Raw genomic sequence first — 23,009 nt, forward strand, 5'->3', positions numbered from 1 at the left:
GCGTCAAACGGGCGCGCCCCACCGAGGTTCCCATGCGAAAACTTTCATCCGTGTGCGGCGCGGCGGCTTTGGCCTGCGCGCTGGTCGCCGGCGCCGCCTCGGCGGCGCAGGAGCCGCCCTCCGCTGCCGACATTCTGTTCGAGCGCCCGCAATTGCAGGCGCTCAAGCCCGGCGACGGCGTCGATTACAGCTACAGCTTCCGCTCGGCCGACCCCAATCTGTTCGGGCCGTCGTTCGACGACCGCATCGGTCTGCGCGTCGAGCCGGGCGCCGCCCCCGACAAGAAGAAGGTGGCGGTGGAGATGTTTTCGGCCGAGCGCCGCCGCGCCGCCGGCCCGTTTGAAGACATGAGCGGCAATCCGCTGCTCAGTCTGATGCTGGAGGAGAACCTGCAGCGTCTCGCCGCCGTGTTCCAGGCCAATCCGCGCTACATCAAGACCGCCATCCGGCTCGCCCTGCGCGACGCCGCCGCCACGCCCGATTCAGCGGGAGACGGCTGGCGCGTCGAGGTCGCGCCGTTCAAGAACGATCCCCACAAGGCGCGGATGCACGGGCTGGACACGTTGACCTACACGTTCCGGGTGTCGGCGGCGGCGCCCGGCGAAATCACCGAAATCGACATCGCCGCGCGTGACGCCAAAGGCGACGTGCTGTTCGAGGAGACCACCCGCTATGCCGGCAAGCATTAAGGCGACCGCCGTCAAGGCGTCGGCCTTGCTGCTGCTCTGGACCTGGGCCGGCGCCGCCCTGGCGCAGGCCCCGGCCAATGATTTTCCGACGGAAGCGCGGGCCGATTATGTGTTCGCCTGCATGGCCGCCAACGGGCAGACGCCCGACGCGCTGAAAAAATGCGCCTGCTCCATCGACGTGATCGCCTCGATCCTGCCCTACGACCGCTATGTCGAGGCCGAAACGGTGCTGTCGATGCGCCTGGGCGTCGGGCGGCAGGCCTCGATGTTCCGCGCCGCCAATTTCGAGGAAATGGTGGCGGATCTGCGCCGCGCCCAGGCCGAAGGCGAAATCAGGTGCTTCTACTGACGCGAGCCCGCCGCCCGCGCGGGACGCGGGCGGCTTTTGTCGTCAGAGAATATAGACGATCTCAAAAGTATCGGGATCAATCACGAGAATTTCGTCGTGAACGCGCACGACCTTGTAGGCGCGCCAGGCCGGGACGACTTCGATGATGGAGGCCGGCACCGGCTCCCAATATTCGACCACCTTGCGCGGAATGCTGGCGCCGATGGTGACATGGGTGATGGCGATATCGCGCGCCTCGCGCACGCTGGCGCCGTGGAAACCGCTGCGCACGCGGGTCTTCTGCTCGGTCGAAAGGCTGGCGGCGCCGCCGCCATGCTCGCGGGCGCCCTCGCGCTGGCCCGGTTCGCGTGCGTCGCGGTCGCGCTCCGCGCCTTTGGTGGTTTCGCCGCGATCCCGTTCCGCGCCCTTGGTGGCGTCGTTGCGGTCGCGTTCCCCGCCTTTTGTTTTGTCTTGGTCGCGTTCCGCGCCCTTTGTTGTGTTTTGGTCGCGCTCGGCCCCCTTGCTGGCGTCGCCCCGGTCGCGTTCGGCGCCTTTCGCCTTGTCGCCGCGCATGTCATCGCCCGCGCCCTGACGCATGCCGCCGCCCGGCTGAGGCGCTTCGCCGCGCGGACCGCCGGACTCGCCGCCGGGCGACCGCATATCGCCATGCGACCCGCCCGGAGATTGCGCGCCAGCTCCGGGAGCGCCCCCGGCGCCCGGCGCGGCCCCGCCGCCCTCGCCTCTTTGCTGAGCCCAGACCGCCGGCGCCAGCGTGAGGCTGACAATCGCGGTCGCCGTCAGGAATGACTTACGCATGTTTTCCTCCACACAGTTTGTGGGGGATTAAATCGTAAGCTTGCCAGAAGTTCCGCCGGCGCATTCAGCTTAACCGCAGAAATTGCTCAATAAATCCGCTCCGAACGGCGTCAGTAGGCGGCGCCGTCGGCGGAAAAGGTCTGCGCGTAATCCGCGCCTTTGGAATCCTTCGCCTCAATGCGCACGGGCTGGCCGTTGGCGGCATAGGTGAAGCGGAAGGTCGGGTCCTCGCTGAGCGAAATGCCATTCTCCAGCGAGAACAACAGGCGGTCCCCCTGGCGCACAGCCACCTGCGTCACATACCAGGCCGGCGTGTACAGGCGGGTGATCTGGTCCATCTGCATGCCGGAATAATTGGGATGGCGGATCATCGCCTGCGCCTCGGCCATGCCCTGCCCGGCGAAGCTGCGGAACTTCATCTTGCCGAGATTGGCCGTGGCCTCCTCCGGGTCTTTGGAGGCCGGGGCCGAACAGCCGCCCGCCGCCTTCACGAACGCCTTGGCCATGTGCAGCGCGCCGGTCTCGGTCTCGGCGATCACCCGGACGTAGGAATAGGAATTGACCCGCAGCCGCAACCCGAAATCGAAGGCGCCGTCGAGCGCGCCGCGCCGCAGCGTGGTCGCCAGCGGCGACGGGTTCTCGTCCACGATCACAGTCGCCGCCACCACGCGGTCGCCTGTTTCACGCCGGGGGAATTTGAGGTCGATCGGCACGAGCGCGGCGTCCTCCGCGCGCTTGGGCGCCTCCAACGCCACATAGCCCGGCGCCTCGTCAATGGTCCGGTCGCCGAAAAACATTGGCTTGAGGCCGGTCCAGGTGTCTTGGCTTGGCCCGCTCTCGGCTTGCGCCACCACGGTCCAGAGCAAGGGCAAGGCGCATTGCAGCATAAGGCGGCGGCTTGGCATGACGTCTTCTCCCAGCCAGAACAACGCGTTCGGCGACCTCGGGTTCGCCCGGTCAGCTCCCATAGGGCTTGATGTCCTGCGTCGGCAGGCCGGCCTCGCGCCAGCCCTCGATCCCGTCGGCGTACCAAAGCACGGAGGTGTAGCCGTAACCCTGCGCGCGACGGGCGGCGTTCCAGGACATCCAGCAGTCGCGCTTGCAGAAGATGACGATCTTCCGCGATTTATCGCCGCCGGTGAGCGCGGCGAGAGACTGGCGGAAATAGGTTTCGGTCGTCGCGGCCAGTTCGCCGCGCCCCACCTCGGGCAGCCAGATCGCGCCCGCGATCGACAGATGCGGTTTTTCCATAAACACGGTCCCCGCCATCAGCCCTTCCGGGCGCGGCGGATGCGGCAGCACGTCGAGAAACAGCGCCTGTTTGCCCTCCCACAGCGCCCTGGCCTCGGCGACGGTCAGCGCGGGCCGCCCGTTGAGGGTCGCGGGAACCGGCGCCTGATAATCGTCGAGCCGATAGGATGGCGGCTCGGCCGGCGCCGCCCCCGCCGCGAGCGTGAGGCGGAACAGGAGCGCGCCGGTAAATCCCGCCCTCATTCGCCGCCCTCCCCGCCCTGGACGCTCGGCCCGATCGGCGCCGCCTCGATCGGAACCAGCGGCACGCCATAATCTCGCAACACCGCCTCAATCTCTGGTTTTCGCGCGCGGATCACGTCGTTGAGCCGGTGCTTCCATTCAATTTCGTTGCGCCTGAGGCCGAAAGCGATGCGATAGGCCAGCGCCGGCCGCCGGTCCGCGCGCAGCGGCGCGACCGCCAGCGGCTTCGGCGCCTTCTTGGCCAGATAACCGCCGAGCGGCCCCCAGATCGCCAGCGCGTCGGTGACGCCGGTCTCGACGTCGTGGACCGCCTCCTCGGCGGGCGAGGCGAAGCGATGGTCCACCAGCAGCGCATAGGCCCTGGCCTTTTCGAGCAGGCCGAGCCGCAGCAGATGGTCCGTCGGCGGCGTCGCCGCGATCACGCCAAGCTTGATGTGCGACAAACGGGGATCGTCGAGCGTTTGCACGTTGTCCAGCCCCGAGCCGGCGCGCGACACCAGCACATAGGTCGAGGCGTAATAGGGGTTGGAATGATCCACCACGTCGGAATCGGAGGCGTAACCCACGATCAGGTCGCACATGCCCTCGCCCAGCGTGTTGCGAACGAACCCCGGCCCCTGCGGCATCCAGAAATAGCGGAGCGGCAGTTTCAGCTCGTCGGCCACGATCTCGGCGATCCGGTTTTCAAACCCCGCCTTGGCCTTGTCGGAAAACGGCATGTTGGCGGGGTCGGCGCAGACGCGCAACCGGTCGCGCGAAACCAGATCCGGCCGCGTCTGCCCGAGCGCGACCGTCGAAATCAGCGCCAATGCGACGGCGCCCATCGCGCGCAAAGCCATGGCGTCAGCTCGGCGCGCCCATGCAGGCGTTTTCGGCGTCCTCCCACGCCTTGGGCTTGGGATCGTGCGCCGGCGGCCGGTTGCGGCCCACCGCCTCGTCCGACCGCGCCTTGAGATAGACGTAGATGTCGTCGATGAAGCACATCACGTTTTTGTCGAGCCCGAGCGTCGGCATCACCTTTTCCTGGCCGCCTTCGAGGTTCTTGCGGCCGTTGGCGACGGTCGAGAGGAAATCGGCGTAAGACAGTTTTTTCAAGGAATCGGCCAGGGCCGGCGCATAGGACGAGCCCAGCCCGTCCGGACCGTGGCAGCGCAGACATTCCGCGCTGTAGCGCAGGAAGCCGGAATAGGTGTACCAGTCCACCTTGCCGCTGGCGTCAACCTTGTAAGTCGGCTCGCCCTCGGCGTCGAAATATTTCCCGTCCTGGCTGGAGGCGGCGGCGCGCGGCTCGGCGCCGGCGCCAGACGCCGCCGCGCAGAGCGCCAGCAGCAGGACGACACGGCGACGTTTCCCGGCGCGGCGGCTTTTGGAGTGTTCGGCGAAATCAGTCACGACAATGAGTCCAATCGGCTTTGCGGCGCACAGGCTCTCCCGGCGTTGACCAGCCGGGCTCGCAAGACGTTGCGCGATGTCGGAAGCAAAATGCCGGGCAGGCTTGCGCTCGCCCGGCAAGATGGGCGGCCCGACGGTCAATCGGGGAGGGCGAAGACCGTCAACGTGCCGCCAAGCGCGGTGTAGTTGCTGAGTGCGGCATAGCCGCCGACCGCGCCCAAACCGGCGTGCGGATCGGCGAGGCCCGCCGCGAGGCCGATGCCGGCCCAGCCGCCGACGCCCGACAGCACGGCCACATATTGCTTGCCCTTGTGCTGGTAGGTCATCACATTGCCGATGATGCCGGACGGGGTCTTGTACTTGTAGAGCAGCTTGCCCGTCTTGGCGTCCACGGCCTTCAGATAGCCTTCGAGCGTGCCGTAGAACACGATGTCGCCGGCGGTGGCCAGAGCGCCCGACCAGACCGAGAATTGTTCGGGGTCGGACCAGACGATCTTGCCCTTGGTGGCGTCCCAGGCGATGAAATTGCCCATATTTGCGCCGCCGGGCGCCGGATACATGGCGAGCGTCGCGCCGACATAGGGCTGCCCCGGCGTATAGCTGACGCGGAACGGCTCGTAATCCATGCAGACATGATTGGTCGGCACGTAGAACAGGCCGGTCTTGGGCGAGAAGGCGGCGGGCTGCTCGTCCTTGGAGCCGAGCGCCGCCGGGCAGATGCCCTGCGAATTCTCGTCCTCGCCATTGTGCTCGGTCGAATATTTGGCGACCACCAGCGGCCGGCCATAGGTCGGGCTGGACCTGTCCATATCGACCTTGCTGGCCCAGTTCACCGCCGGATCGTACTTTTCCGCCACCAGCAGCTCGCCATTGGTGCGGTCGAGCGTGTAGCCGAAGCCGTTGCGGTCGAAATGCACCAGCAGCTTGCGATCCTTGCCGTCGATCTTCTGATCGACCAGCGGCACTTCGTTGACGCCGTCATAATCCCACTCGTCATGCGGGGTCATCTGATAGACCCATTTGGCCACGCCGGTGTCGGGGTCGCGGGCGAACAGGGTCATCGACCATTTGTTGTCGCCGGGGCGCTGTTTCGGGTTCCAGGTCGAGGGATTGCCCGAGCCGTAATAGACCAGATTCAGGTTGGGATCGTAGGAATACCAGCCCCAGGTGCAGCCGCCGCCGGTCTTCCACTGGTCGCCTTGCCAGGTCTTGAGCGAGGAATCCTTGCCGACCGGCTTGCCGAGCGAGGTGGTCTTTTCGGGATCGAACAGGATCTGGTCGTCCGGCCCGGTGGAATAAGCGCGCCAAACCTTCTTGCCGCTCTCGATGTCATAGGCGGTGATGTGACATTGCACGCCGAATTCGCCGCCGGAAATGCCGACGAGCAGCTTGTCCTTGACCGGCAGCACCGTGGCGGTGTTGGTCTCGCCCTTCTTGGGATCGCCGTTGACGACGCTCCAGGTCACCTTGCCGGTCTTGGCGTCGAGCGCCACCACGGTGGTGTCGGCCTGATGCAGGAAGATCTTGCCATTGGCGTAGGCGAGGCCGCGATTGACCGTGTCGCAGCACATCACCGGCACGACATTGGCGTCCTGCTTCGGCTCGTATTTCCAGATGATCTTGCCCTCGTCGTTGAGGTCGAGCGCATAGACGATGTTCGGAAACGGCGTGTGGACATACATGATGTCGCCGACGACCAGCGGCGACCCTTCATGGCCGCGCAAAACGCCGGTGGAGAAGCTCCAGGCCGGCGCCATCTTGCCGACGTTGGTTTCGTTGATCTGATCGAGCTTGGAATAACGCTGATTGTCGTACGTACCCGCCTGAATGACCCATTGCTTGGGGTCCTGCGATCCTTTCATTACGGATTCATTGGCGAAGGCCGTAGCGTTCAGCGCGAGGGCGCTGACCGAAATAAGAGATGTGACGAGCCTCTTCATGGGTTTGCCTCCAGTGCCACAGCCCGTCGTTCAACGGGCCTCCGACAACGCCCAACCGCGCCCGCGGCGAGGTCGTCGCCGTCGGTGTGGTTCGGGTTCTTTTGCTTTTCTATGCCGCCGCCAGCAGAACTTGTGAAACGCACAGTCTCAGCTGCGCTTGAGCATGGTCATTATGTTTATGACTGGAAAAAGCTAATCTGTGCGCGAGGCGCCGGCAACATGGCAAAATCGCGCCGGTCATTAGATTTGACTTAGAAGCGTCGCCGATTTCATGTTGCGGCGCCACATATTCTAATCCCATTCCAGTTCATGATAGGCTGTGGTGGCGTTGCGCGGGTTGAAATCGTCGAACAACCGCCAGTTCGACCGTTCGGACGCAGCGGCGGCGCCGGCCGCCTGCCGCAGGGTTTCTCCCTTGCCCAGGGCGTCGCGCACATCGTCGCGCAGACGGCGCAAATAGGCGAGCTGGGCGTCGGCGGCTTGCGGCCAGGCCATCGCGGCCGGCCCATGGCCGGGAACGACCATTGCGGCGGATCGCGCCCGCAGCCGCGCCAGATTGGCGAGCCATCCCGCCAGATTGCCGTCCAAAGCTGGAACGTGACCGGAAAACAGCAAATCGCCCAAATAAATGGCGCCGCTTGCCTCATCCGTGACCGTGAGATCGCAATTGGTGTGGCCCGACGGCCAGGATTCCAGCTTCAGCTTGCGGCCGCCGAGGTCCAGCTCCGTTTCGCCATCGACCAGCAAGGTCGGCGCGACGATGCGGGTTCCCGCGAAATTGGCCTCGCCGACCAGCGCGCGGGTCGCGCGCAAATAATCCTCGCCATGGCTCGCCAGCGCTTCGGGCAGCGCGCGATGACCGACGAAAACCGCATTGCCGTCCTGGAAGGCGGCGGCGCCCAGCGCGTGGTCGGGATGGCCATGCGTGAAAATGACATAAAGCACGGGAAGATTGGTTCCGGCCCTGATCGCCGCAAGCAATCGTCTGCCTGCTGTCATGCTGCCGCCTGTATCGACGACCGCCACGCCATCGCGGCCGACGATAAAGCCGGAGTTGCTGATCTGGCCCGCGTTTTGCTCGTTGGCCAGAGCAATGACGCCCGGCAGCACGAACGCCCCCGGCGCGATTTCAACAGCAGCGGACGGCGGCGTTTTCTCCGTCCCGGCGCAAGCCGGCGAGAAAACGTCAAGCCTCAGGATAACAAAAGCTGCGAGACTGACAGAGAGGAATGCCCTTGTTCTGCGCCGCGCCTTGTGGTCATGCGCCGCTTGGCCGGACGGCGACGACGCATTGCGTAGCGTGGCCTCAGGAGACCTTGTCGTCTCGCGCAAAGGAAAGCGATATGTCCGCATTCACAGCCATCATCCTCGTGTGTCAGCTCTCCACCCCGCCGCAGGCCTGCGACGAGGCGCATGCGGTGGATGTGATCTCCACCCATGTGGAAAGCGAACTCGCCTGCATGCACGGCTCGCAGGAGGCGGTGGCCCGCGGCGCCCTGCGCGAAGGCATTGGCGAAACGCTCTATGTGAAAACGCTGTGCCGCAAGAGCGCGCATGCGGCGCTGCTGCTGCAAAAATAACGCGGGTTTCGACGCGGGCAACGGGGCGTTTCTGAAATTGCTCTTAAGGAGCCGGGCCGTCGTTGCTTCGTCGTGAGGCTTACCCTTTTATGGCGGGGAACAACCCCTCCAGCAAAGGTCAGACTCATGAAAACGCGCGCAGCGGTCGCCTGGAAAGCCCAAGCTCCCCTGACCATCGAAACCATCGACCTCGACGGTCCGAAGGCGGGCGAAGTCCTGGTCGAAATCATGGCGACCGGCGTCTGCCATACCGACGCCTACACCCTGTCCGGGCTCGATTCGGAAGGAAAGTTTCCGGCCATTCTCGGCCATGAGGGCGCGGGAATCGTGCGCGAGGTCGGCGCCGGCGTCACCTCGGTCAAGCCGGGCGACCATGTGATTCCGCTGTACACGCCGGAATGCCGGCAGTGCAAGAGCTGCCTGTCGCAACGCACCAATCTCTGCACGTCGATCCGCGCCACCCAGGGCCAGGGCGTGATGCCCGACGGAACCAGCCGATTCTCCTGTGACAGCGGCGCCAAGCCGGTGTTCCATTATATGGGCTGCTCGACCTTCTCCAATTTCACCGTGCTGCCGGAAATCGCCGTGGCCAAGGTGCGCGAGGACGCCCCGTTCGACAAGATTTGCTACATCGGCTGCGGCGTCACCACCGGCATCGGCGCGGTGGTTTACACCGGAAAAGTCTGGCCCGGCGCCAATGTGGTGGTGTTCGGCCTGGGCGGCATCGGCCTCAATGTGATCCAGGGCGCGCGCATGGTCGGGGCGGACAAGATCGTCGGCGTGGACCTCAATCCCAGCAAAGTCGAAATGGCGAGAAAATTCGGCATGACCCATTTCATCAACCCCGACGACGTCGGCCGCGACAAGGTGGTCGAGGCCATCGTGGACGTCACCGGCGGCGGCGCGGATTTCTCGTTCGAGTGCATCGGCAATGTCCACACCATGCGGCAGGCGCTGGAATGCTGCCATCGCGGCTGGGGCACGTCGATCGTCATCGGCGTCGCGCCCTCGGGCACGGAAATCTCGACCCGGCCGTTCCAGTTGGTCACCGGCCGCAACTGGCGCGGCTCGGCGTTCGGCGGCGCGCGCGGGCGCACCGACGTGCCCAAAATCGTGGATTGGTACATGGAGGGCAAGATCAACATCGACGATCTCATCACCCACACCATGCCGCTGGACAAGATCAACGACGCCTTCGACCTCATGCACAAGGGCGAATCGATCCGGTCGGTGGTGATTTACTGAGCGGGCGAGCTTGACGGCGCGACGAAACGTCGCGCCGCGCAAAACGGTTCAGGGCTGCGCCACATGCCAGGCGCCGTTGAAACCATCGCCGCCGATGTCGCCGGGAACCGTGTCCTTCGACCAGGTGTAGAGCGGCTTGCCCTTGTAGGCCCATTGCTTGTTTTGGCTGGCGTCGCCGCGGTCGATCACCGTCCAGGATCCGGTGGGCTTGGCGTCGGCGGCCGCGGTGAGCGGCAGCCAGTTGGTGGCGCAGACGCCGGTGCAGGCGGACTTGCCGTCCGTATCCTTGTCGAACGTGTAGAGCGTCATGCCTTTGGGATCGACCAGGGTGTCGCCCTTGGCGGTCTTGCCCATGCCGACGGGATCGGCGAAGGCCGGAGCGGCCACGCAAATAAGGGCGATGGCGAGTGTCTTCTTCAACATGGCTATCCTCCACGGTCCCTTGCGACCGTGGAGGAAATACGTTTCGCGCGCGATTTTATTCCCGGCGAATGGAAATTTTTCTTCAGGCGCCCAGCGGCGGGACAAAGAAAGCCGGTAGTTTCGCCCCGTCCCGAATCGCTGCGATCATCCGGCTGGACGCGTCGAGCGCCTCGGCGATGGTCACGTCCATGTCAAGATAGCGATAGGAGCCGAGGCGTCCGACAAAGCTCACGCCACCCGTCGATTCCGCGCGCGAAACATAGCGGCGCAGCATGGCCTCCTCGTTGGTCTGGCGGATCGGATAATAGGGAATGTCCTCCGGCCCGCAGAGACGGCTGAACTCGCGATACAGCACGGAGCCTTCGAGCTTGTCGCGCTCCCACGGCGCGAAATGCTTGTGCTCGGTGATGCGCGTGAACGGAACCTCCTCGTCGCAATAATTCAGCACCGCCGTGCCCTGGTAATCGCCCCGGTGGGTGAAACGCTCGAAATCCAGCGTGCGATAGCCGAGCCGGCCGTACTCGTAATCAAAATAGCGGTCGATCGGCCCGCTGTAGATCACATGGGCGAATTTCTCGTCCACATCCTCGAACCGGGTCGAAAGCCGCAGCTCCACGCCATCCACGGCGAGGATCGCCTTGACCACCTCGGTATAGCCCTCGCGCGGCATGGCCTGATAGGGATGGGCGAAATAGCTGTCTTCATAGGTGAAGCGCACCGGCAGGCGCTTCAGAATCGACGCGGGCAATTGCGTCGGTTCGACGCCCCATTGCTTGCGGGTGTAGCCGCGGAAGAAGGCGCGATAGAGGTCGGGGCCGATCATGCTCAGCGCCTGTTCCTCGAAATTCTTCGGCTCCGCGATTTTTTCCGCCTGCGCGGCGATGAAGGCGCGCGCCTCGGCGGGGCTCATCACCTTGTTGAAGAACTGGTTGATGGTCAGCAGGTTGACCGGCAGCGAAAACACCCGCCCGCCCGACACCGCCTGCACCCGATGGTTATAGGGAATCCAGTCGCCGAACCGGCGCACATAGTCCCAGACGCGTTCATTGCCGGTGTGGAAAATGTGCGGCCCGTAGATATGGACCATCACGCCGGTTTCGGCGTCGCGCTCGGAATGGCAATTGCCGCCCAATGTGGCGCGATCGTCGATCGCCAAAACCTTGTGGCCGGCCTCGGCCAAGGCCCGCCCAATCACCGCGCCGGAAAATCCGGCGCCGACAATGCAATATCTCATCACTCTTCCTCGCCGCGCGCACTCCTGCGCCCATTAAGCCGCCGGCGCGGAAATGGCAATTTCGGCGGCTTTGCTCTATAGCCCGGCGCGAGGCTGTGGAGTTCTGGACATGCGCATTCTTTTCGTCAATTGGGCGACGGTCCCGGTTTTCGCCTATGGCGGTACGGAACGCGTGATCTGGGATCTCGCGCAAGAACTGCATCGGCTCGGCCACGAGATCGCGTTTCTCACCCCGCCCGGCTCCAGCTGCGATTTCGGCGAAGTCCTGACCTTCGACCCCGAGCAGGATCTGCTGCCGCAGATACCCGCCGGCTATGACATCACGCATTTCCAGTTTCAGCCGAAATTCGACCTCGACCGCGCGTTCGGCCGGCCCTATCTGATGACCGAGCACGGCAATTACAACAAGAATCCAACCCGTCCGCTCAACTGCAATTTCGTCTCCGCCGACCACGCCCGCCGCCACCAATCCGACGTTTACGTGCTCAACGGCCTGAACTGGGACGCGTATGGCCCGGTCGATTTGATGGCGCCGCGTGAAAACTTCCATTTTCTCGGCAAGGCGGAATGGCGCGCCAAGAACGTCAAGGGCGCCATCGACGTGGCGAAGAAGGCGGGCGTGGACATCGACATCCTCGGCGGCGACCGCTTCAACTTCCGCCGTGGCTTCCGCATCACCCTGACGCGCCGCGCCCATTTTCATGGCATGGTCGGCGGCGCCCCAAAATTCGCGGCGCTCAACGCCTCGCGCGGCCTGATCTTCCCGATGCGCTGGCACGAGCCGTTCGGCCTGGCGGTGACCGAGAGCCTTTATTTCGGCTGCCCGGTGTTTTCCACGCCCTATGGCGCGCTGCCGGAACTGGTGGGAAGCGAGTTCGGCTATTTGAGCGATTCCTGCGGCGAACTGGCCCGCGCCGTGCGCGACCTGCGCTTCGACCGCAAGAAACTGCACGATTACGCGCGCGAAACCTACAATTCCCAACAAATGGCGCAGGGCTACCTGCGTCTCTACGAAAAGATTCTCGGCGGCGAGACGCTGCACCAAAAGCCGCCGGTCTGGCCGAAACTGTCGAAAAAACTGCTGCCGTGGAAACGGTGATCGCGCCACGTTGAAAAAGCCCCGGAAACTCATCGCTTCCGGGGCCTCAAAAATCAATCCTTGTTCAGCACCTTCGGCACCGCGTTCGGCCGCAGCCGGAAGGCGTCGGGCATGCCCGAACCCAGCAGCGGGCGCAGGTAGAGCCGGAACGCGTCGGTCACGTCATTGCCGGCCTCGTTCAGGAAGGCGTCGTCCATCACGCGGGTCTTGCCGGCCACCGCCCGCAGCGGCGCCAGTTCGTAGTCCACCGAATAGAAGCCGGTGCGCTTGATGGTGACGGAACCGTTGGTCTCGCCCCAGAACGCGTATTGCACGGCCTTTTCGCCGACCTCGCGCGCCTCGCGCTGGTCCACGTCGGAGACGCAGCCGATGAACGAGCGTTGCAGATAGCCGAACGTGTCGCCGCGCACGCGCTTGATGCCGAGCTTGTTCTTGACTTCCTCGCACAGCAGGTCGGCCAGCGCGCCGGTGCCGGACAGCTGCACGTTGCCATGCGCGTCATGCTCGACCTGGCTGGCCAGCTTGGTGATGATCGGCGCGCCGGAGGCGTCGTGAATGCCTTCGGACACCGCGACCACGCAACGGCCGAGCCGGTCATAGGTCGACTTGACGTCCTTGAGGAACTGATCGACGTCGAAGGTGCGCTCCGGCACATAAATCAGGTGCGGGCCGTCGTCGGGGAATTTCTTGCCCAGCGCCGAGGCGGCGGTCAGGAAGCCGGCGTGGCGGCCCATCACCACCGCGACATAGACGCCCGGCAGCGCGGCATTGTCCAGATTGGCGCCGGCGAAGGCCTGCGCGACGAAACGCGCCGCCGAGGGGAAGCCCGGCGTGTGGTCGTTGTGGACGAGGTCGTTGTCGATGGTTTTGGGGATGTGCAGGCAGCGCAGCGGATAATTGGCCTTTTCGGCCTCTTCCGCCACAATGCGCACGGTGTCGGAGGAATCGTTGCCGCCGACATAGAAAAAGGCCCCGATCTCATGCGCGCGCAAGACTTCGAAGATTTCGTGGCAATATTTGGCGTCGGGCTTGTCGCGGGTCGAACCGAGCGCCGAGGACGGGGTGCGGGCGACCATTTCCAGATTGTGGCTGGTCTCCTGGGTGAGGTCGAGCAGTTCCTCGTTGACGATGCCGCGCACGCCGTGATGGGCGCCGTAAACCTTCGCCACCTGCGGGAACTTGCGCGCTTCGAGCACGACGCCCGCCAGCGACTGGTTGATGACGGCCGTCGGGCCGCCCCCCTGGGCCACGAGAATCTTGGTCGGCGTCGTCATAATTTCCTCCGCGCATGTTAGATGCGCCGTTCTAGCCCAAGTTTGAGCGGAAATCAGCGGCCCCAACGTCATTTTTGCATTTAAGTTGATCGCGCCGGAGCGCCAGACTCATGACCGACTCCCCCCTGCAACCCGGCGACGCGCTCGACGGCTTTCATTTGGTCGAGCGCCTGCATGTCGGCGGCATGGCGGAGATCTGGAAGGCGACGCGCGAGGACATGTCGCCGCCGGTCGCGCTCAAGGCGCCGGTCGGGCGCGACGAGGCCAGCGCCCTCGTCGGCTTCGAGATGGAGCAGATGATCCTCCCGCTGCTGCGCGGCCCCCACGCGCCGCGCTTCATCGCTTCCGGCGATTTCAGCCGGCGGCCCTATCTCGCCATGGAGCTGGTCGAGGGCGACAGCCTGCTGCGCCGCGTCGGCGCGCGGCCATTGCCGATCGAGGAAATTCTGGCCGTCGGGCGCGGCCTCGCCCAGGCGCTCGCGGCGCTCCACGCCCAGAACGTGCTGCATCTCGACGTCAAACCGTCCAACGTCATCCGCCGCCCCGACGGCGTTTACACGCTGATCGACTTCGGCCTGTCGCGGCACGAGCATCTGCCGGACCTGCTCGCCGAGGAATTCCGCGTGCCATTGGGCACATCGCCCTATCTCGCGCCCGAGCAAATCCTGCGCGACCGCAGCGATCCCCGCAGCGACATTTTCGCCGTGGGCGTCCTGCTCTACTTTCTGCTCACCGGCGCGCGGCCGTTCGGCATCCCCCACAGCCGCAGGGGGCTGACGCGGCGGCTGTGGCGCGATCCCCCGCCGCCGCGCGCCCTGCGGCCGGACTGCCCGCCCTGGCTGCAGGAGACCGTCCTGCATTGCCTGGAGCCGGACGCCGCCAAGCGCGTCGCCTCGGCGGCGCAACTGGCGCTGGCCCTGGCCGCCCCCGAGCAGATCGCGCTGACCGCGCGCGCCGACAAGCGCAAGGCCGATTCATGGCTTAAGGTGCGGCGGCGCTGGTGGGCGCTGAAACTCGCCCCGACGCGTTTTCCGCAAAGCCTGGCGACGCGGCGGGCCAGCGCGCCCATCGTGATGGCGGCGGTGGATTTTTCGGCGGGGCTCGCCGCGACCGATCTGCTGCGCGGCCACGCCGGGCGGCTGATGCGCGCCACGCCCGAAGCGCGGCTCGCCTGCGTCACGGCGATCCCCCGGCGCCCCTCCGGCGAAGCGAGTGACGGAACCCACCGGCGGCGGCTGGTCGAACTGCGCCGCTGGACCGAGAGCCTCGCCCTGCCGCAGGCGCGCGCCACGGTCCATGTGCTGGAGACCGACCGCCCGGCCGACGCCTTGCTGGATTTCGCGCGCGAAAACCATGTCGATCACATTCTGCTGCTCGCGCGCGCGCCTCTGCCGGGCGGTTCCGGCCTCGGGCCGGTCGCCGAGCGAATCGCCGCGCGCGCCCCCTGCGCCGTCACTTTGCTGCGGCCGCCCCCGCCCGGAGCCGCGACAGATGCGACCGAGCCGGGCGAAGGGCTTGGAATTTGATTGAAGCCGGACCGCGACGGCATTACATGGGTTGAGCAATTCAGGGAGACTGGGGCGATGAATCGGCTGGACCGCCGCCCGCCGCCGAATGGCGCGGCGGATGTGGATTATCTCGACGGCGAATTTCGCGTGCGGAAGCCGGGCGCTTTCGTGGTCTGCGCCGCAACCGGCGCGCAGATCCCGCTCGACCGTCTGACCTATTGGAACGTCGATCGCCAGGAGGCTTACGCCAGCCCGGACGCCAAGATCCTGCGCATGAAACAGCTCGGCCAGATCAAGTAAGCGAGCACCCTTAGCCGCCGGGCGACGCCCGGCGGGGCTCATGAACTAATTCTTATAAAATTCGATCCCGCCCGCGAAGGCTCAGCCGCCGACGCGGCTGGCCCCCTGGCGCGCCAACGGCTGGTCGCCGTTCAGCGACAGCGCGCGGCGGTAGTTTTCCGACGCCAGCCGACGGTCGCCCTTCTTTTCATAGGCGAGGCCGAGCAGCGCCCAGGCTTCCGCATTGCGATTGTCGACGTTGAGGGCGGCGTTGAAGTCTTCGATCGCCTTGTCCGCCTTGCCCAGCGCCAGCTGGCTTTGGCCGCGGGCCTGATAGGGCGCGGCGGCGAAGGGATCGCGGTCGATGGCGTTGTCGAAATCCTTCACGGCGCGGGCGTTGTCGCCATTCTTCTGATAAATCAGGCCGCGCGCATGAAACGCCTGGGCGTTTTCCGGATTAAGCCGAATCGCCTGGTCTAGGTCGCGCAGGGCGTCGTCGAGCCGCCCCTGGGCGCGCAGCACATTGGCGCGGCCAAGATAGGCCGGGGCGTGATTCGGGTTGGATTCGATGGCGTGGGAGAAGTCGGTCAGCGCCGCCTCATTGGCTCCGGTCTGGCGCTCGGCCAAGGCCCGGTTGGTGTAGGCGGCGGCGTGGCGCGGATCGAGCTTGATGGCCTGGCTGAAATCCCCGATGGCGCGTGCGTACTGGCCGATTTTCGCCAGGGCGACGCCGCGCGTGTTGTAGGCCTCGGGATCGCTGGGGTGATTCGCCACCACCGCGTCGAGCGATTCGATATTGGCCTCCACCGCCTTGGGATCGGCCTTGGACATTTCCGCATAAGCGGGAGCCCGCGTCGACACTCCGCTCATCGACTCGCAACCGGCGAGCGGCGCGGTCAATACCGCGAGCGCGATCAAAGGAGAACCAAATCGGGCCATTTTGTGCAATCCGCATGGAAATTCGCCAAGCGCGACCGCATAAGTCGAGATTGCGGCGGAAACGCGGCGACAAGAGGCAAAAGCAAAAACGCCCGCAGCCGGAGGGCGCGGGCGCCTGACTGACGACGAACCCGCCGTCTCAGCGGGCAGCCGGCTTTGCCTTGACCGGGAGCAGACCTTCGCGCTGCAGCTTCTTGCGGGCCAGCTTGCGGGCGCGGCGAACGGCCTCTGCCTGCTCGCGGGCGCGCTTCTCGGACGGCTTTTCGTAATGGCCGCGCAGCTTCATTTCGCGAAAAATACCTTCGCGCTGCATCTTTTTCTTGAGCGCCTTCAGCGCTTGATCGACATTGTTGTCGCGAACCAGAACCTGCACGCCGTCATCCTGTATAAAGAGGCCTCCGCCGCAGCGTATAAACGCCTGGGCCCGAAAGCCGGATTGTGAAAGCAAATTCGGACGCTTGCGGAGCGCCGTACCGTTGGCGGTTCCGATAACAGAAAGCCGCACGGCTGTCCAGCGCGTTTGCAGAGGTTCAGGCGGGCGACAGCGTCGGCGGGCCGTCGGGCGCCGCCTCATCCGGGGGCGTGCGGTGGAACACCGCCTCCTGGATTTTCACCAGCCCGGCCTCCAGGGCGAGACGCAGCCTCTGCGTGTCGCCCATCGGCGCCAATAGCCGCCAATGCGCCGGCCGGGCGGCCGGGTCGCGAATCGCGACGGGCGCGCCATCGGCGGCCAGTCCCGCCGGCGGGCGCCGGTCCTCGAACGACAACAGCAACTCCACGGCCTGCGCCCGGGCGCCGCGCGGCGCGACGATCTCCAGCTCTCGCGCCTCGGCCAACGCATTGGCGCCCCAGGCCTCGACGCGCCCCCACCCCTGGCCGAGCGCCAGCCCGAGATGCGGTTCGGACCGGGTCGAGCACAGCACGGCGCCCCTGCGAAACGCCCGATAGGCGTCCAGACCGTCGTCGCCGGACAAAGCCTGGATCTTGACCAGATCGGTGCTCGGCGGCCGCAACGTCTCGGTCACGCCGAGGTCGGCGGCGATGCCCTCGACGATCAGGCGGGCGGCCTGGCGACTCTGGGCCAGCGCCTCATAAGAAATCAAACGCAGCCGCACGCCCCGGTTGCGCGCCAGTTCGATGAAATCCGCCTCCTGCCGCAGCAGCCAACGCTCTTTTTCGAACAGATCGGCGACGGAGGCGCGGAAGTCGCGCAACCGGGCGGCGGCGGAGTCGAGATCGGCCGCATAGACATGATAAAGCGACAGGCTGTTGGCGCGCACGTTCGACAGCGCCTGCGCCGCCTTGTCGCCGCGCACCAGCAAATAACAGGGCTTGTCGCGGATTTCGGAAAAATACGCTTCGTCATGTTCGGGCAGCAGCGCGAACAGGTCGTTGATGATCGTCTTGGCGCCGAAAACGCCATTGCCGCTTTGGCTGTAGCCGTGCAGCAGGTCGAACAGGGCGGGCAGGCCGAGACCGGAGGCGGCGAGATAGGGCTTCAGCCAGTCCTTGATGAATTCGCCGGGCGTCCCGAGCGCGCCGGACGAGGATAACAGCGCGCTGAGATAGGTGCTGCCGGACCGGGGCGTGCTGAACAGGTAATAGCGCCGGCGCGACAGCGGGGCGGGCCGCTCGGCCGGCAGCCGGTCGCCGTGGCTGAGAAACAGGGCGAGCCCGTCGGCGCCAAGGCGCGGCGGCGGCGGGGCGCCGGCCCGGCGCGGCGCGGATTCGTTGAGCGGGAAACAATCGAGCGTCACGCAGGCGCCGGGCGCCAGACGCGCCGCCTCGATGGGCGACAGCGCATGCGGCAATGAGTCGCGGAGGAAGGCGTCGTCCTGCGGGCGGCAGGCGATTCGGATCGGCTGCCGGCTGGCGATGGCGTCGAGATGCGCCAACGCCCCGACCTCGCGCAAAATGTCGAGCGCGGCGCGCCAGTCGCCGCCCGCCTCGACGCCGGAGGATTGTGCTTCGGACTTCGCGCAAGAACTCATCGGCCGAACCGCAATTCAAACCGGGATGATGGGTCCGCCGCCGCAAAAGCGCAAGACGATCAGCTCGGTCTCGGAATAATCCCTACGTTCAAGAACGTCATAGCCGGCGGCCGGCTCGAACATGGCGGCGACGGCCTCCTCCACCACGACGAGCGCATCGGGCTTGAGCCAGCCGCCGCGCGCCAGCGCGGTCAGCGCCGGCTCGGCGAGGCCGCGATCGTAGGGCGGATCGAGAAAAGCGAGATCATAGGCCGGGCCGGGCGGCGCCTCGCCCAGCCGGCGCGCGTCGCGGCGAAAAATCCGCGTGACGCCGCCGAGTCCCAGGGTCTCGACGTTTTCGCGAATCAGCGCGCGCGCCTGGGCGCCGTCGTCCACCAGCAGCGCGAAGGCCGCGCCGCGCGACACGGCCTCCAGCCCCAGCGCGCCCGTGCCGGCGAACAGGTCGATCACCCGCGCGCCCGGAACGGGATCGCCGTACGAATGGGCGAGAATGTTGAACAGGCTCTCGCGCAGCCGGTCGGAGGTGGGACGAATCCCCTCCCCGCGCGGACCGTTCAGCGCGCGGCCCTTGAAGCGGCCGCCGACGATCCGCATCAGCTCTTACGCGGCCCTTTGGGTCCGCCGCCGGGCCTGCCGGGCTTGCCCGGCGCGCCGCCCACAGGTTTTGGCCCACGGCGGAACGTCTTGGCCGCTCCGGCGTCGCCGCGCGGACCGCCGAATTTCTTGTCGCCGCCGCCCTCATTGCGCGGGCGGCTGAACTTGCGCTCGCCCGCCTCGCCGCGCGGCGCGCCAAAGCTTTTGCCCCGGTCCTCGCGCGAGCGGTCGTCGCGCGACTTGAAGTCCCGGCCGCCGCCGCCCTCGCCCCGCGGCCGGCTGAAGGGCCGCTCGCCGCCGCTCTCGCCACGCGAAGCGCCGAACGACCTGCCGCCGCGCTCCTCGCGCGGCTTGAAATCGCGGCCGCCCTCAGCGCGGGGACGGCTGAACTTGCGTTCGCCCGCCTCGCCGCGCGCGGAGAAATTTTTGCCCTCGGGCGCGGCCTGCATCTCGCGCTCGGCGCGGAAGCGACGGGCGTTGCGGTTGTCGGGCGCGAGGTCCGGCTTGCGCGCCACGCTGACGCGCTCGACCGTGACGGCGCGGCCGTTGCGGTCGGCGGTGGCGCCGGTCTCGACGCGGCGGCGCGGCCCCTTCACCGCCTTGGCGCGGTCGTCGCGCAACGCCGACACGTGTTTGCGCGGCCCGGCTTTTTCCGTCCCCGGCTTGCGCGCGTCCGCTCCCGCCTTCCGCACGCCCGCGCGCGGCTCATCCGGGGCGGCGCGATGCGGCCGCACCTTTTCGGCGGGGCGCGCCGGCCTCGGCCCCCGGGCGAACGGCTCGGGCTCGGGCTCGGGCGTCCGGTCGATCACCGGCCCCTCGAAATCGACATTGGCTTCCGCCGCCAGCTTTTCGCCGAGCTGGTCGGCGAGCACCCGCGTCTTGACCTCCTCGACCGTCCCCTCCGGCAATTCGCCGAGCTGGAACGGGCCGTAGGACAAGCGAATCAGCCGGTTCACCGCCAGCCCCAAATGTTCGAGCAGGCGCTTGACCTCGCGGTTCTTGCCTTCGCGCAGCCCCAGCGTGATCCAGACATTGGCGCCCTGCACGCGGTCGAGCCGAGCCTCGACGCCCGCATAATCGATTCCCTCGATGGTCACGCCGTTTTTCAGCGAATCGAGCCGGGTCTGATCGGTCTCGCCATTGGCGCGGGCGCGATAGCGGCGCAGCCAGCCGGTCGCCGGCAATTCCAAGACGCGGGCGAGGCCGCCGTCGTTGGTCAGCAGCAGCAAACCTTCGGTGTTGATGTCGAGCCGCCCCACCGACATCAGGCGCGGCAGGTCCGGATTGTGCTCGGCGATATAGTCGAACACGGTGGCGCGGCCCTCGGGATCGCGGTCGGTGGTGACGAGGCCGCGCGGCTTGTGGAACAGAAACAGCCGGGTGCGCTCGCGGGCCGCCAGCGGCTTGCCGTCCACCAGAACCGTGTCGGCTTCGGTGACGTTCAGCGCGGCGGTGTCCAGAACCTTGCCATTGACCGACACGCGGCCGGCGGCGATCCACTCCTCGGCGTCGCGGCGCGAGCACAGGCCGACGCGGGCCATCGCCTTGGCGATGCGCTCGCCCTCAAAGGCCTTGGCCTCCAGCACTTTGCCGCGCGCAGGCGGGCGCTTCGCCGGCTTCTTGCCGAAATTCTTGTCTTTGTCGCTTGTCATTCCGCTCTGATAACAGAGGCGCGGATTTTTTCGAAGCGTTTTGCTCGGAGTTTCAGGGCGCGACCGACCAGAAATCTTGCGCCTCCGCAGGCATCCCCGCCAAGGCGGCGTCAAGCCGCGAATCGCCGAGGCAGGCGCGCAACGCCGCCGCGACCTCGGCGACCGCGCCGTCGGGGGAAAAATTGTGATCCTGGCGCAGGGCCCGAACGTCCCGCGTCCAATCCGCGCGCCCACCAAAGGCCGGACGCGGCGCGTCCATATCCCAATCCGCGACGAAAATGGCGCGCAGCACCGGCGGCAGCGCCCCGGCGAAGCGCAGGGCGTCGCGCGGCGGCAACCGCCGGCGAAAAGCCAGCAGCACGCCTTCGGCCGTGGTGAAGGCCTGGTTGCGCGTCGTCAACCCGGTTCGCGCGACCACCTCGCCGAGAAACCGTTCGAAATCCTCGGAGGCGTGTTGATAGTCCATCGGAATGGGCATGCGCGGCTCCGCCATCCCGCGCAGCCTATCGGGCCGCGCCGCCCGCAACAACCCAACCTCTTGCGCGTCAGCCCGTTTTGCCGCGAAACTCGCCGCCCCCGCCCTGTCGAACCTGTGAGTGCGTCGTGTCGCAAACCGTCCGCCTGAACGCCGCCTGGGACCGCGCCTTTTCGGAAGCGCGCGCCGCCGCCGCGCGCGGCGAGGCCCCGATCGGCGCCTGCCTCGTCAAGGACGGCGAGATTGTGGCGAGCGCCGGCAACCGCACGCTGGAGGACCGCGACCCGACCGCCCATGCGGAAATGCTGGCGATCCGCGCCGCCGCGCGAAAACTGAACGACGAGCGCCTGACCGGCTGCGACCTCTATGTGACGCTGGAGCCCTGCGCCATGTGCGCCGGGGCGATTTCCCACGCGCGGCTGCGGCGGCTGTATTTCGCCGCCGACGACGCCAAGGGCGGCGCGGTGGAGAACGGCCCGCGCTTCTTCTCGCAACCGACCTGCCATCACCGTCCCGAAGTCTATGGCGGCATCCGCGCCAGCGAAGCCGCCGCGCTCCTGCGCGATTTCTTCCGGTCGAAACGCTGATCAGGCCCAGCCGCGTTTAAAGCTCCAGACAAGCTCGGAACGCTAACCCGTTGGGGCGCGTGCGGCAGGCGCCGCTCCTGAATCGCAAACGCAATGTTCTTGTTTTTGATAATGCCAACACTCTTGCCGTGAAAGATTCGGGAATGCTGAATGTGGGCGTCTCCTTGCGTCGTCCTGTCCTTTTTCGTGAAGGACGAATCCCATGAACAAGCTCATCGCCGCGATTCACGCCGCCGCAGCATCGTTCAATACAGCCATGGAGGATAAAGCCATCGCCCACGCGTTCGACCAGGTCGCAAATCTGGTCGGCCTGGCCGAACACGAACGTTCGCTCCTGTTTGGGGAGACGCGCGACCCCTCGCGGGCGATCCTGGCGCTTGAAACCATCACCGCCGCGCTCGAATTCCTCCGCACCCCCGAAGCCACTGTGGCCTGGCTGCGCGAACAAATCGCCGACGCGCCGTTCCACTGGCGCTCACCGCTGGCGCTGTTCGCGTCCGACGGGAAGATGGGCGTCGAGATGGCGCTGTTTTATCTTCGTACGCGCCTGAGCGAAGCCTCGCCCTTCCACAGCCAACACCGCAACTGAGCAGCCGACCGTTGTCTCAAAGGCGGCTCAGCAATTCCGTCTTCTTCGCCGCGAACTCCTCATCGGTGAGGATATTCTTATCCCTGAGCGCGGCGAGCTTTTCGATCAGACCAAATATGTCGACGGCGGCGCCCGAAGTCGGGGCGCCCGAAGGCGCCGCGGGCGGGGCGGCGGACGGCGCCGCGACGCCCGAGTCTCCGCGGTCGCGCGCGACCGGCCCAACCACGGGCAAGTCAGCCAGCCGCACCAGACCATATTGACTGGTGAAGGTGAGCGAAGCGCCGCCGCTCTGCTGCTGCGACACGCCGCCGATCATGTGGTCGCCGGTGTCGTAAATCGTGGTTTCGCCGCCGACGCGGATCGCCAGACGGCGGGTCGACGGAAAAAACGCGTAGCTCATGTCGTTTTGCGCGCCGGATGAGGTCGGCGTCCCCAGTTCCGCCGGCCAGCCCGAGCCAAAGCCTCCGCCCTGGACGAACAGGCTGACGCCCTGGCCCATGGCCTGTCCAAATCCCTGTTGCTGGCTCTGCCCCCATCCCTGCGCCTGGGATTGCTGTGGCGCGGGAACAAAGGGCTGGGCGCGCAACAGGCCCGACAATTCGTCGCACAGGGCGCCGACCTTGTATTTCAGGCCCTGGTTGAACATGTCGCCGACCATGATCATCCCGCCCTGCGACCATTGTCCCATGCCGCCGAGTTCGGGATGATTGAACTGCGCCTGCGTCCCCTGCCCTGCCGCCACCGCGTACAAAAGCGATTCGACGGCGCCGACGCTCACGCCATGGGTTTGGGCGAGGGATTCGACGATCTGGCGAGCTTGCGGGGTCAATTCCATGGCGCGCTCCTGTGTCGCAGCCGACCGTAAAGCACATCGCCCCCGC

General features: G+C 66.3%; 26 protein-coding genes and 1 pseudogene. 9 read left to right on the forward strand and 18 right to left on the reverse strand.

The features are described from left to right. The first annotated feature begins 32 nt into the window (after window positions 1-32). Window positions 33-689 (forward strand): hypothetical protein, encoded by a 657-nt coding sequence (locus CFB24_RS05620; RefSeq protein ID WP_141098364.1) that lies wholly within the window; start codon window positions 33-35, stop codon window positions 687-689. After that, window positions 685-1,038, forward strand: coding sequence for a hypothetical protein (locus CFB24_RS05625; RefSeq protein ID WP_170068142.1), 354 nt, complete (start codon window positions 685-687; stop codon window positions 1,036-1,038). Before CFB24_RS05620 ends, CFB24_RS05625 begins: the two co-directional genes overlap by 5 nt. A gap of 42 nt (window positions 1,039-1,080) precedes the next feature. On the opposite strand, the gene CFB24_RS05630 is transcribed toward CFB24_RS05625, so the two are convergent. From CFB24_RS05630 to CFB24_RS05660, 7 genes are all read right to left on the reverse strand, one after another. Continuing rightward, window positions 1,081-1,833 carry a DUF1236 domain-containing protein gene (locus CFB24_RS05630; protein WP_141098365.1) on the reverse strand — a complete coding sequence of 251 codons (753 nt, stop codon included), beginning with the start codon at window positions 1,831-1,833 and terminating at the stop codon, window positions 1,081-1,083. A 110-nt stretch (window positions 1,834-1,943) separates the two neighbouring features. Further along, on the reverse strand, window positions 1,944-2,738 hold the full coding sequence (locus CFB24_RS05635) for a quinoprotein dehydrogenase-associated SoxYZ-like carrier (protein ID WP_158255128.1): 795 nt from the start codon (window positions 2,736-2,738) through the stop codon (window positions 1,944-1,946). Between the two features lie 52 nt (window positions 2,739-2,790). After that, entirely contained in the window at window positions 2,791-3,327 is a 537-nt protein-coding gene (locus tag CFB24_RS05640; protein ID WP_088519624.1) for a PQQ-dependent catabolism-associated CXXCW motif protein, read from the reverse strand. Continuing rightward, entirely contained in the window at window positions 3,324-4,166 is an 843-nt protein-coding gene (locus CFB24_RS05645) for a quinoprotein dehydrogenase-associated putative ABC transporter substrate-binding protein (protein WP_088519625.1), read from the reverse strand. Before CFB24_RS05645 ends, CFB24_RS05640 begins: the two co-directional genes overlap by 4 nt. A gap of 4 nt (window positions 4,167-4,170) precedes the next feature. Beyond that, window positions 4,171-4,653 (reverse strand): c-type cytochrome, methanol metabolism-related, encoded by a 483-nt coding sequence (locus tag CFB24_RS05650; protein WP_425332097.1) that lies wholly within the window; start codon window positions 4,651-4,653, stop codon window positions 4,171-4,173. A gap of 203 nt (window positions 4,654-4,856) precedes the next feature. Then, the gene (gene xoxF5 / locus CFB24_RS05655; RefSeq protein WP_088519626.1) at window positions 4,857-6,659 is read right to left on the reverse strand and encodes a lanthanide-dependent methanol dehydrogenase XoxF5; all 1,803 of its coding nucleotides are present in this window, start codon (window positions 6,657-6,659) and stop codon (window positions 4,857-4,859) included. Window positions 6,660-6,950: 291 nt separating this feature from the next. Continuing rightward, a complete protein-coding gene (locus CFB24_RS05660; RefSeq protein ID WP_425332296.1) occupies window positions 6,951-7,859 on the reverse strand; it encodes a quinoprotein relay system zinc metallohydrolase 2 in 909 nt (302 codons plus the stop codon). A gap of 143 nt (window positions 7,860-8,002) precedes the next feature. Between CFB24_RS05660 and CFB24_RS05665 the strand changes: the two genes are divergently transcribed. Together CFB24_RS05665 and CFB24_RS05670 are read left to right on the forward strand one after the other, a co-directional pair. Continuing rightward, window positions 8,003-8,239, forward strand: coding sequence for a hypothetical protein (locus CFB24_RS05665; protein ID WP_088519628.1), 237 nt, complete (start codon window positions 8,003-8,005; stop codon window positions 8,237-8,239). A 126-nt stretch (window positions 8,240-8,365) separates the two neighbouring features. After that, complete coding sequence (locus CFB24_RS05670) at window positions 8,366-9,484, forward strand: S-(hydroxymethyl)glutathione dehydrogenase/class III alcohol dehydrogenase (protein ID WP_088519629.1); 1,119 nt, start codon at window positions 8,366-8,368, stop codon at window positions 9,482-9,484. Between the two features lie 48 nt (window positions 9,485-9,532). On the opposite strand, the gene CFB24_RS05675 is transcribed toward CFB24_RS05670, so the two are convergent. Continuing rightward, window positions 9,533-9,907, reverse strand: coding sequence for a COG4315 family predicted lipoprotein (locus CFB24_RS05675; protein WP_088519630.1), 375 nt, complete (start codon window positions 9,905-9,907; stop codon window positions 9,533-9,535). Between the two features lie 82 nt (window positions 9,908-9,989). After that, window positions 9,990-11,141: a UDP-galactopyranose/dTDP-fucopyranose mutase family protein gene (locus tag CFB24_RS05680; RefSeq protein ID WP_088519631.1), complete on the reverse strand. Its 1,152-nt coding sequence runs from the start codon at window positions 11,139-11,141 to the stop codon at window positions 9,990-9,992. Window positions 11,142-11,250: 109 nt separating this feature from the next. On the opposite strand from CFB24_RS05680, the gene CFB24_RS05685 reads away from it, so the two are divergent. Then, window positions 11,251-12,240 carry a glycosyltransferase gene (locus CFB24_RS05685; protein WP_088519632.1) on the forward strand — a complete coding sequence of 330 codons (990 nt, stop codon included), beginning with the start codon at window positions 11,251-11,253 and terminating at the stop codon, window positions 12,238-12,240. Between the two features lie 53 nt (window positions 12,241-12,293). Here CFB24_RS05685 and CFB24_RS05690 read toward each other — a convergent pair whose 3' ends face one another. Further along, window positions 12,294-13,514 carry a 6-phosphofructokinase gene (locus CFB24_RS05690; RefSeq protein ID WP_088519633.1) on the reverse strand — a complete coding sequence of 407 codons (1,221 nt, stop codon included), beginning with the start codon at window positions 13,512-13,514 and terminating at the stop codon, window positions 12,294-12,296. Window positions 13,515-13,624: 110 nt separating this feature from the next. Here CFB24_RS05690 and CFB24_RS05695 point away from each other — a divergent pair, with 110 nt between their 5' ends. Both CFB24_RS05695 and CFB24_RS05700 read left to right on the forward strand, forming a co-directional pair. Beyond that, window positions 13,625-15,040: a serine/threonine protein kinase gene (locus CFB24_RS05695; protein ID WP_088519634.1), complete on the forward strand. Its 1,416-nt coding sequence runs from the start codon at window positions 13,625-13,627 to the stop codon at window positions 15,038-15,040. Window positions 15,041-15,097: 57 nt separating this feature from the next. Then, entirely contained in the window at window positions 15,098-15,322 is a 225-nt protein-coding gene (locus tag CFB24_RS05700; protein WP_088519635.1) for a DUF2093 domain-containing protein, read from the forward strand. A gap of 81 nt (window positions 15,323-15,403) precedes the next feature. Here the strand turns inward: CFB24_RS05700 and CFB24_RS24045 are convergent, their stop codons facing one another. The 7 genes and pseudogenes from CFB24_RS24045 to CFB24_RS05730 form a co-directional block, all read right to left on the reverse strand. After that, on the reverse strand, window positions 15,404-15,607 hold the full coding sequence (locus CFB24_RS24045) for a tetratricopeptide repeat protein (protein WP_425332095.1): 204 nt from the start codon (window positions 15,605-15,607) through the stop codon (window positions 15,404-15,406). A 15-nt stretch (window positions 15,608-15,622) separates the two neighbouring features. Then, a pseudogene (locus CFB24_RS05705) lies at window positions 15,623-16,240 on the reverse strand (tetratricopeptide repeat protein); the annotation flags it as partial. A gap of 139 nt (window positions 16,241-16,379) precedes the next feature. Further along, window positions 16,380-16,613: a 30S ribosomal protein S21 gene (gene rpsU / locus CFB24_RS05710; RefSeq protein WP_088519637.1), complete on the reverse strand. Its 234-nt coding sequence runs from the start codon at window positions 16,611-16,613 to the stop codon at window positions 16,380-16,382. A 157-nt stretch (window positions 16,614-16,770) separates the two neighbouring features. Then, window positions 16,771-18,231 carry a Stf0 family sulfotransferase gene (locus tag CFB24_RS05715; protein ID WP_088519638.1) on the reverse strand — a complete coding sequence of 487 codons (1,461 nt, stop codon included), beginning with the start codon at window positions 18,229-18,231 and terminating at the stop codon, window positions 16,771-16,773. Between the two features lie 15 nt (window positions 18,232-18,246). Then, complete coding sequence (rsmD, locus tag CFB24_RS05720) at window positions 18,247-18,825, reverse strand: 16S rRNA (guanine(966)-N(2))-methyltransferase RsmD (RefSeq protein ID WP_088519639.1); 579 nt, start codon at window positions 18,823-18,825, stop codon at window positions 18,247-18,249. Continuing rightward, the gene (locus tag CFB24_RS05725) at window positions 18,825-20,477 is read right to left on the reverse strand and encodes a pseudouridine synthase (RefSeq protein WP_088519640.1); all 1,653 of its coding nucleotides are present in this window, start codon (window positions 20,475-20,477) and stop codon (window positions 18,825-18,827) included. The genes rsmD and CFB24_RS05725 overlap by 1 nt, the downstream gene beginning before the upstream one ends. Window positions 20,478-20,529: 52 nt before the next feature. Beyond that, a complete protein-coding gene (locus CFB24_RS05730) occupies window positions 20,530-20,955 on the reverse strand; it encodes a DUF2267 domain-containing protein (RefSeq protein ID WP_088520088.1) in 426 nt (141 codons plus the stop codon). Window positions 20,956-21,080: 125 nt separating this feature from the next. Here CFB24_RS05730 and CFB24_RS05735 point away from each other — a divergent pair, with 125 nt between their 5' ends. Both CFB24_RS05735 and CFB24_RS05740 read left to right on the forward strand, forming a co-directional pair. Then, window positions 21,081-21,539 (forward strand): nucleoside deaminase, encoded by a 459-nt coding sequence (locus tag CFB24_RS05735; protein ID WP_088519641.1) that lies wholly within the window; start codon window positions 21,081-21,083, stop codon window positions 21,537-21,539. Between the two features lie 202 nt (window positions 21,540-21,741). After that, complete coding sequence (locus CFB24_RS05740) at window positions 21,742-22,128, forward strand: hypothetical protein (RefSeq protein WP_088519642.1); 387 nt, start codon at window positions 21,742-21,744, stop codon at window positions 22,126-22,128. A 16-nt stretch (window positions 22,129-22,144) separates the two neighbouring features. Here the strand turns inward: CFB24_RS05740 and CFB24_RS05745 are convergent, their stop codons facing one another. Then, the gene (locus CFB24_RS05745; protein ID WP_088519643.1) at window positions 22,145-22,963 is read right to left on the reverse strand and encodes an SHOCT domain-containing protein; all 819 of its coding nucleotides are present in this window, start codon (window positions 22,961-22,963) and stop codon (window positions 22,145-22,147) included. Window positions 22,964-23,009: the final 46 nt, after the last annotated feature.

The sequence above is a fragment of the Rhodoblastus acidophilus genome, from assembly GCF_900187365.1.
Classification (GTDB): domain Bacteria; phylum Pseudomonadota; class Alphaproteobacteria; order Rhizobiales; family Beijerinckiaceae; genus Rhodoblastus; species Rhodoblastus acidophilus.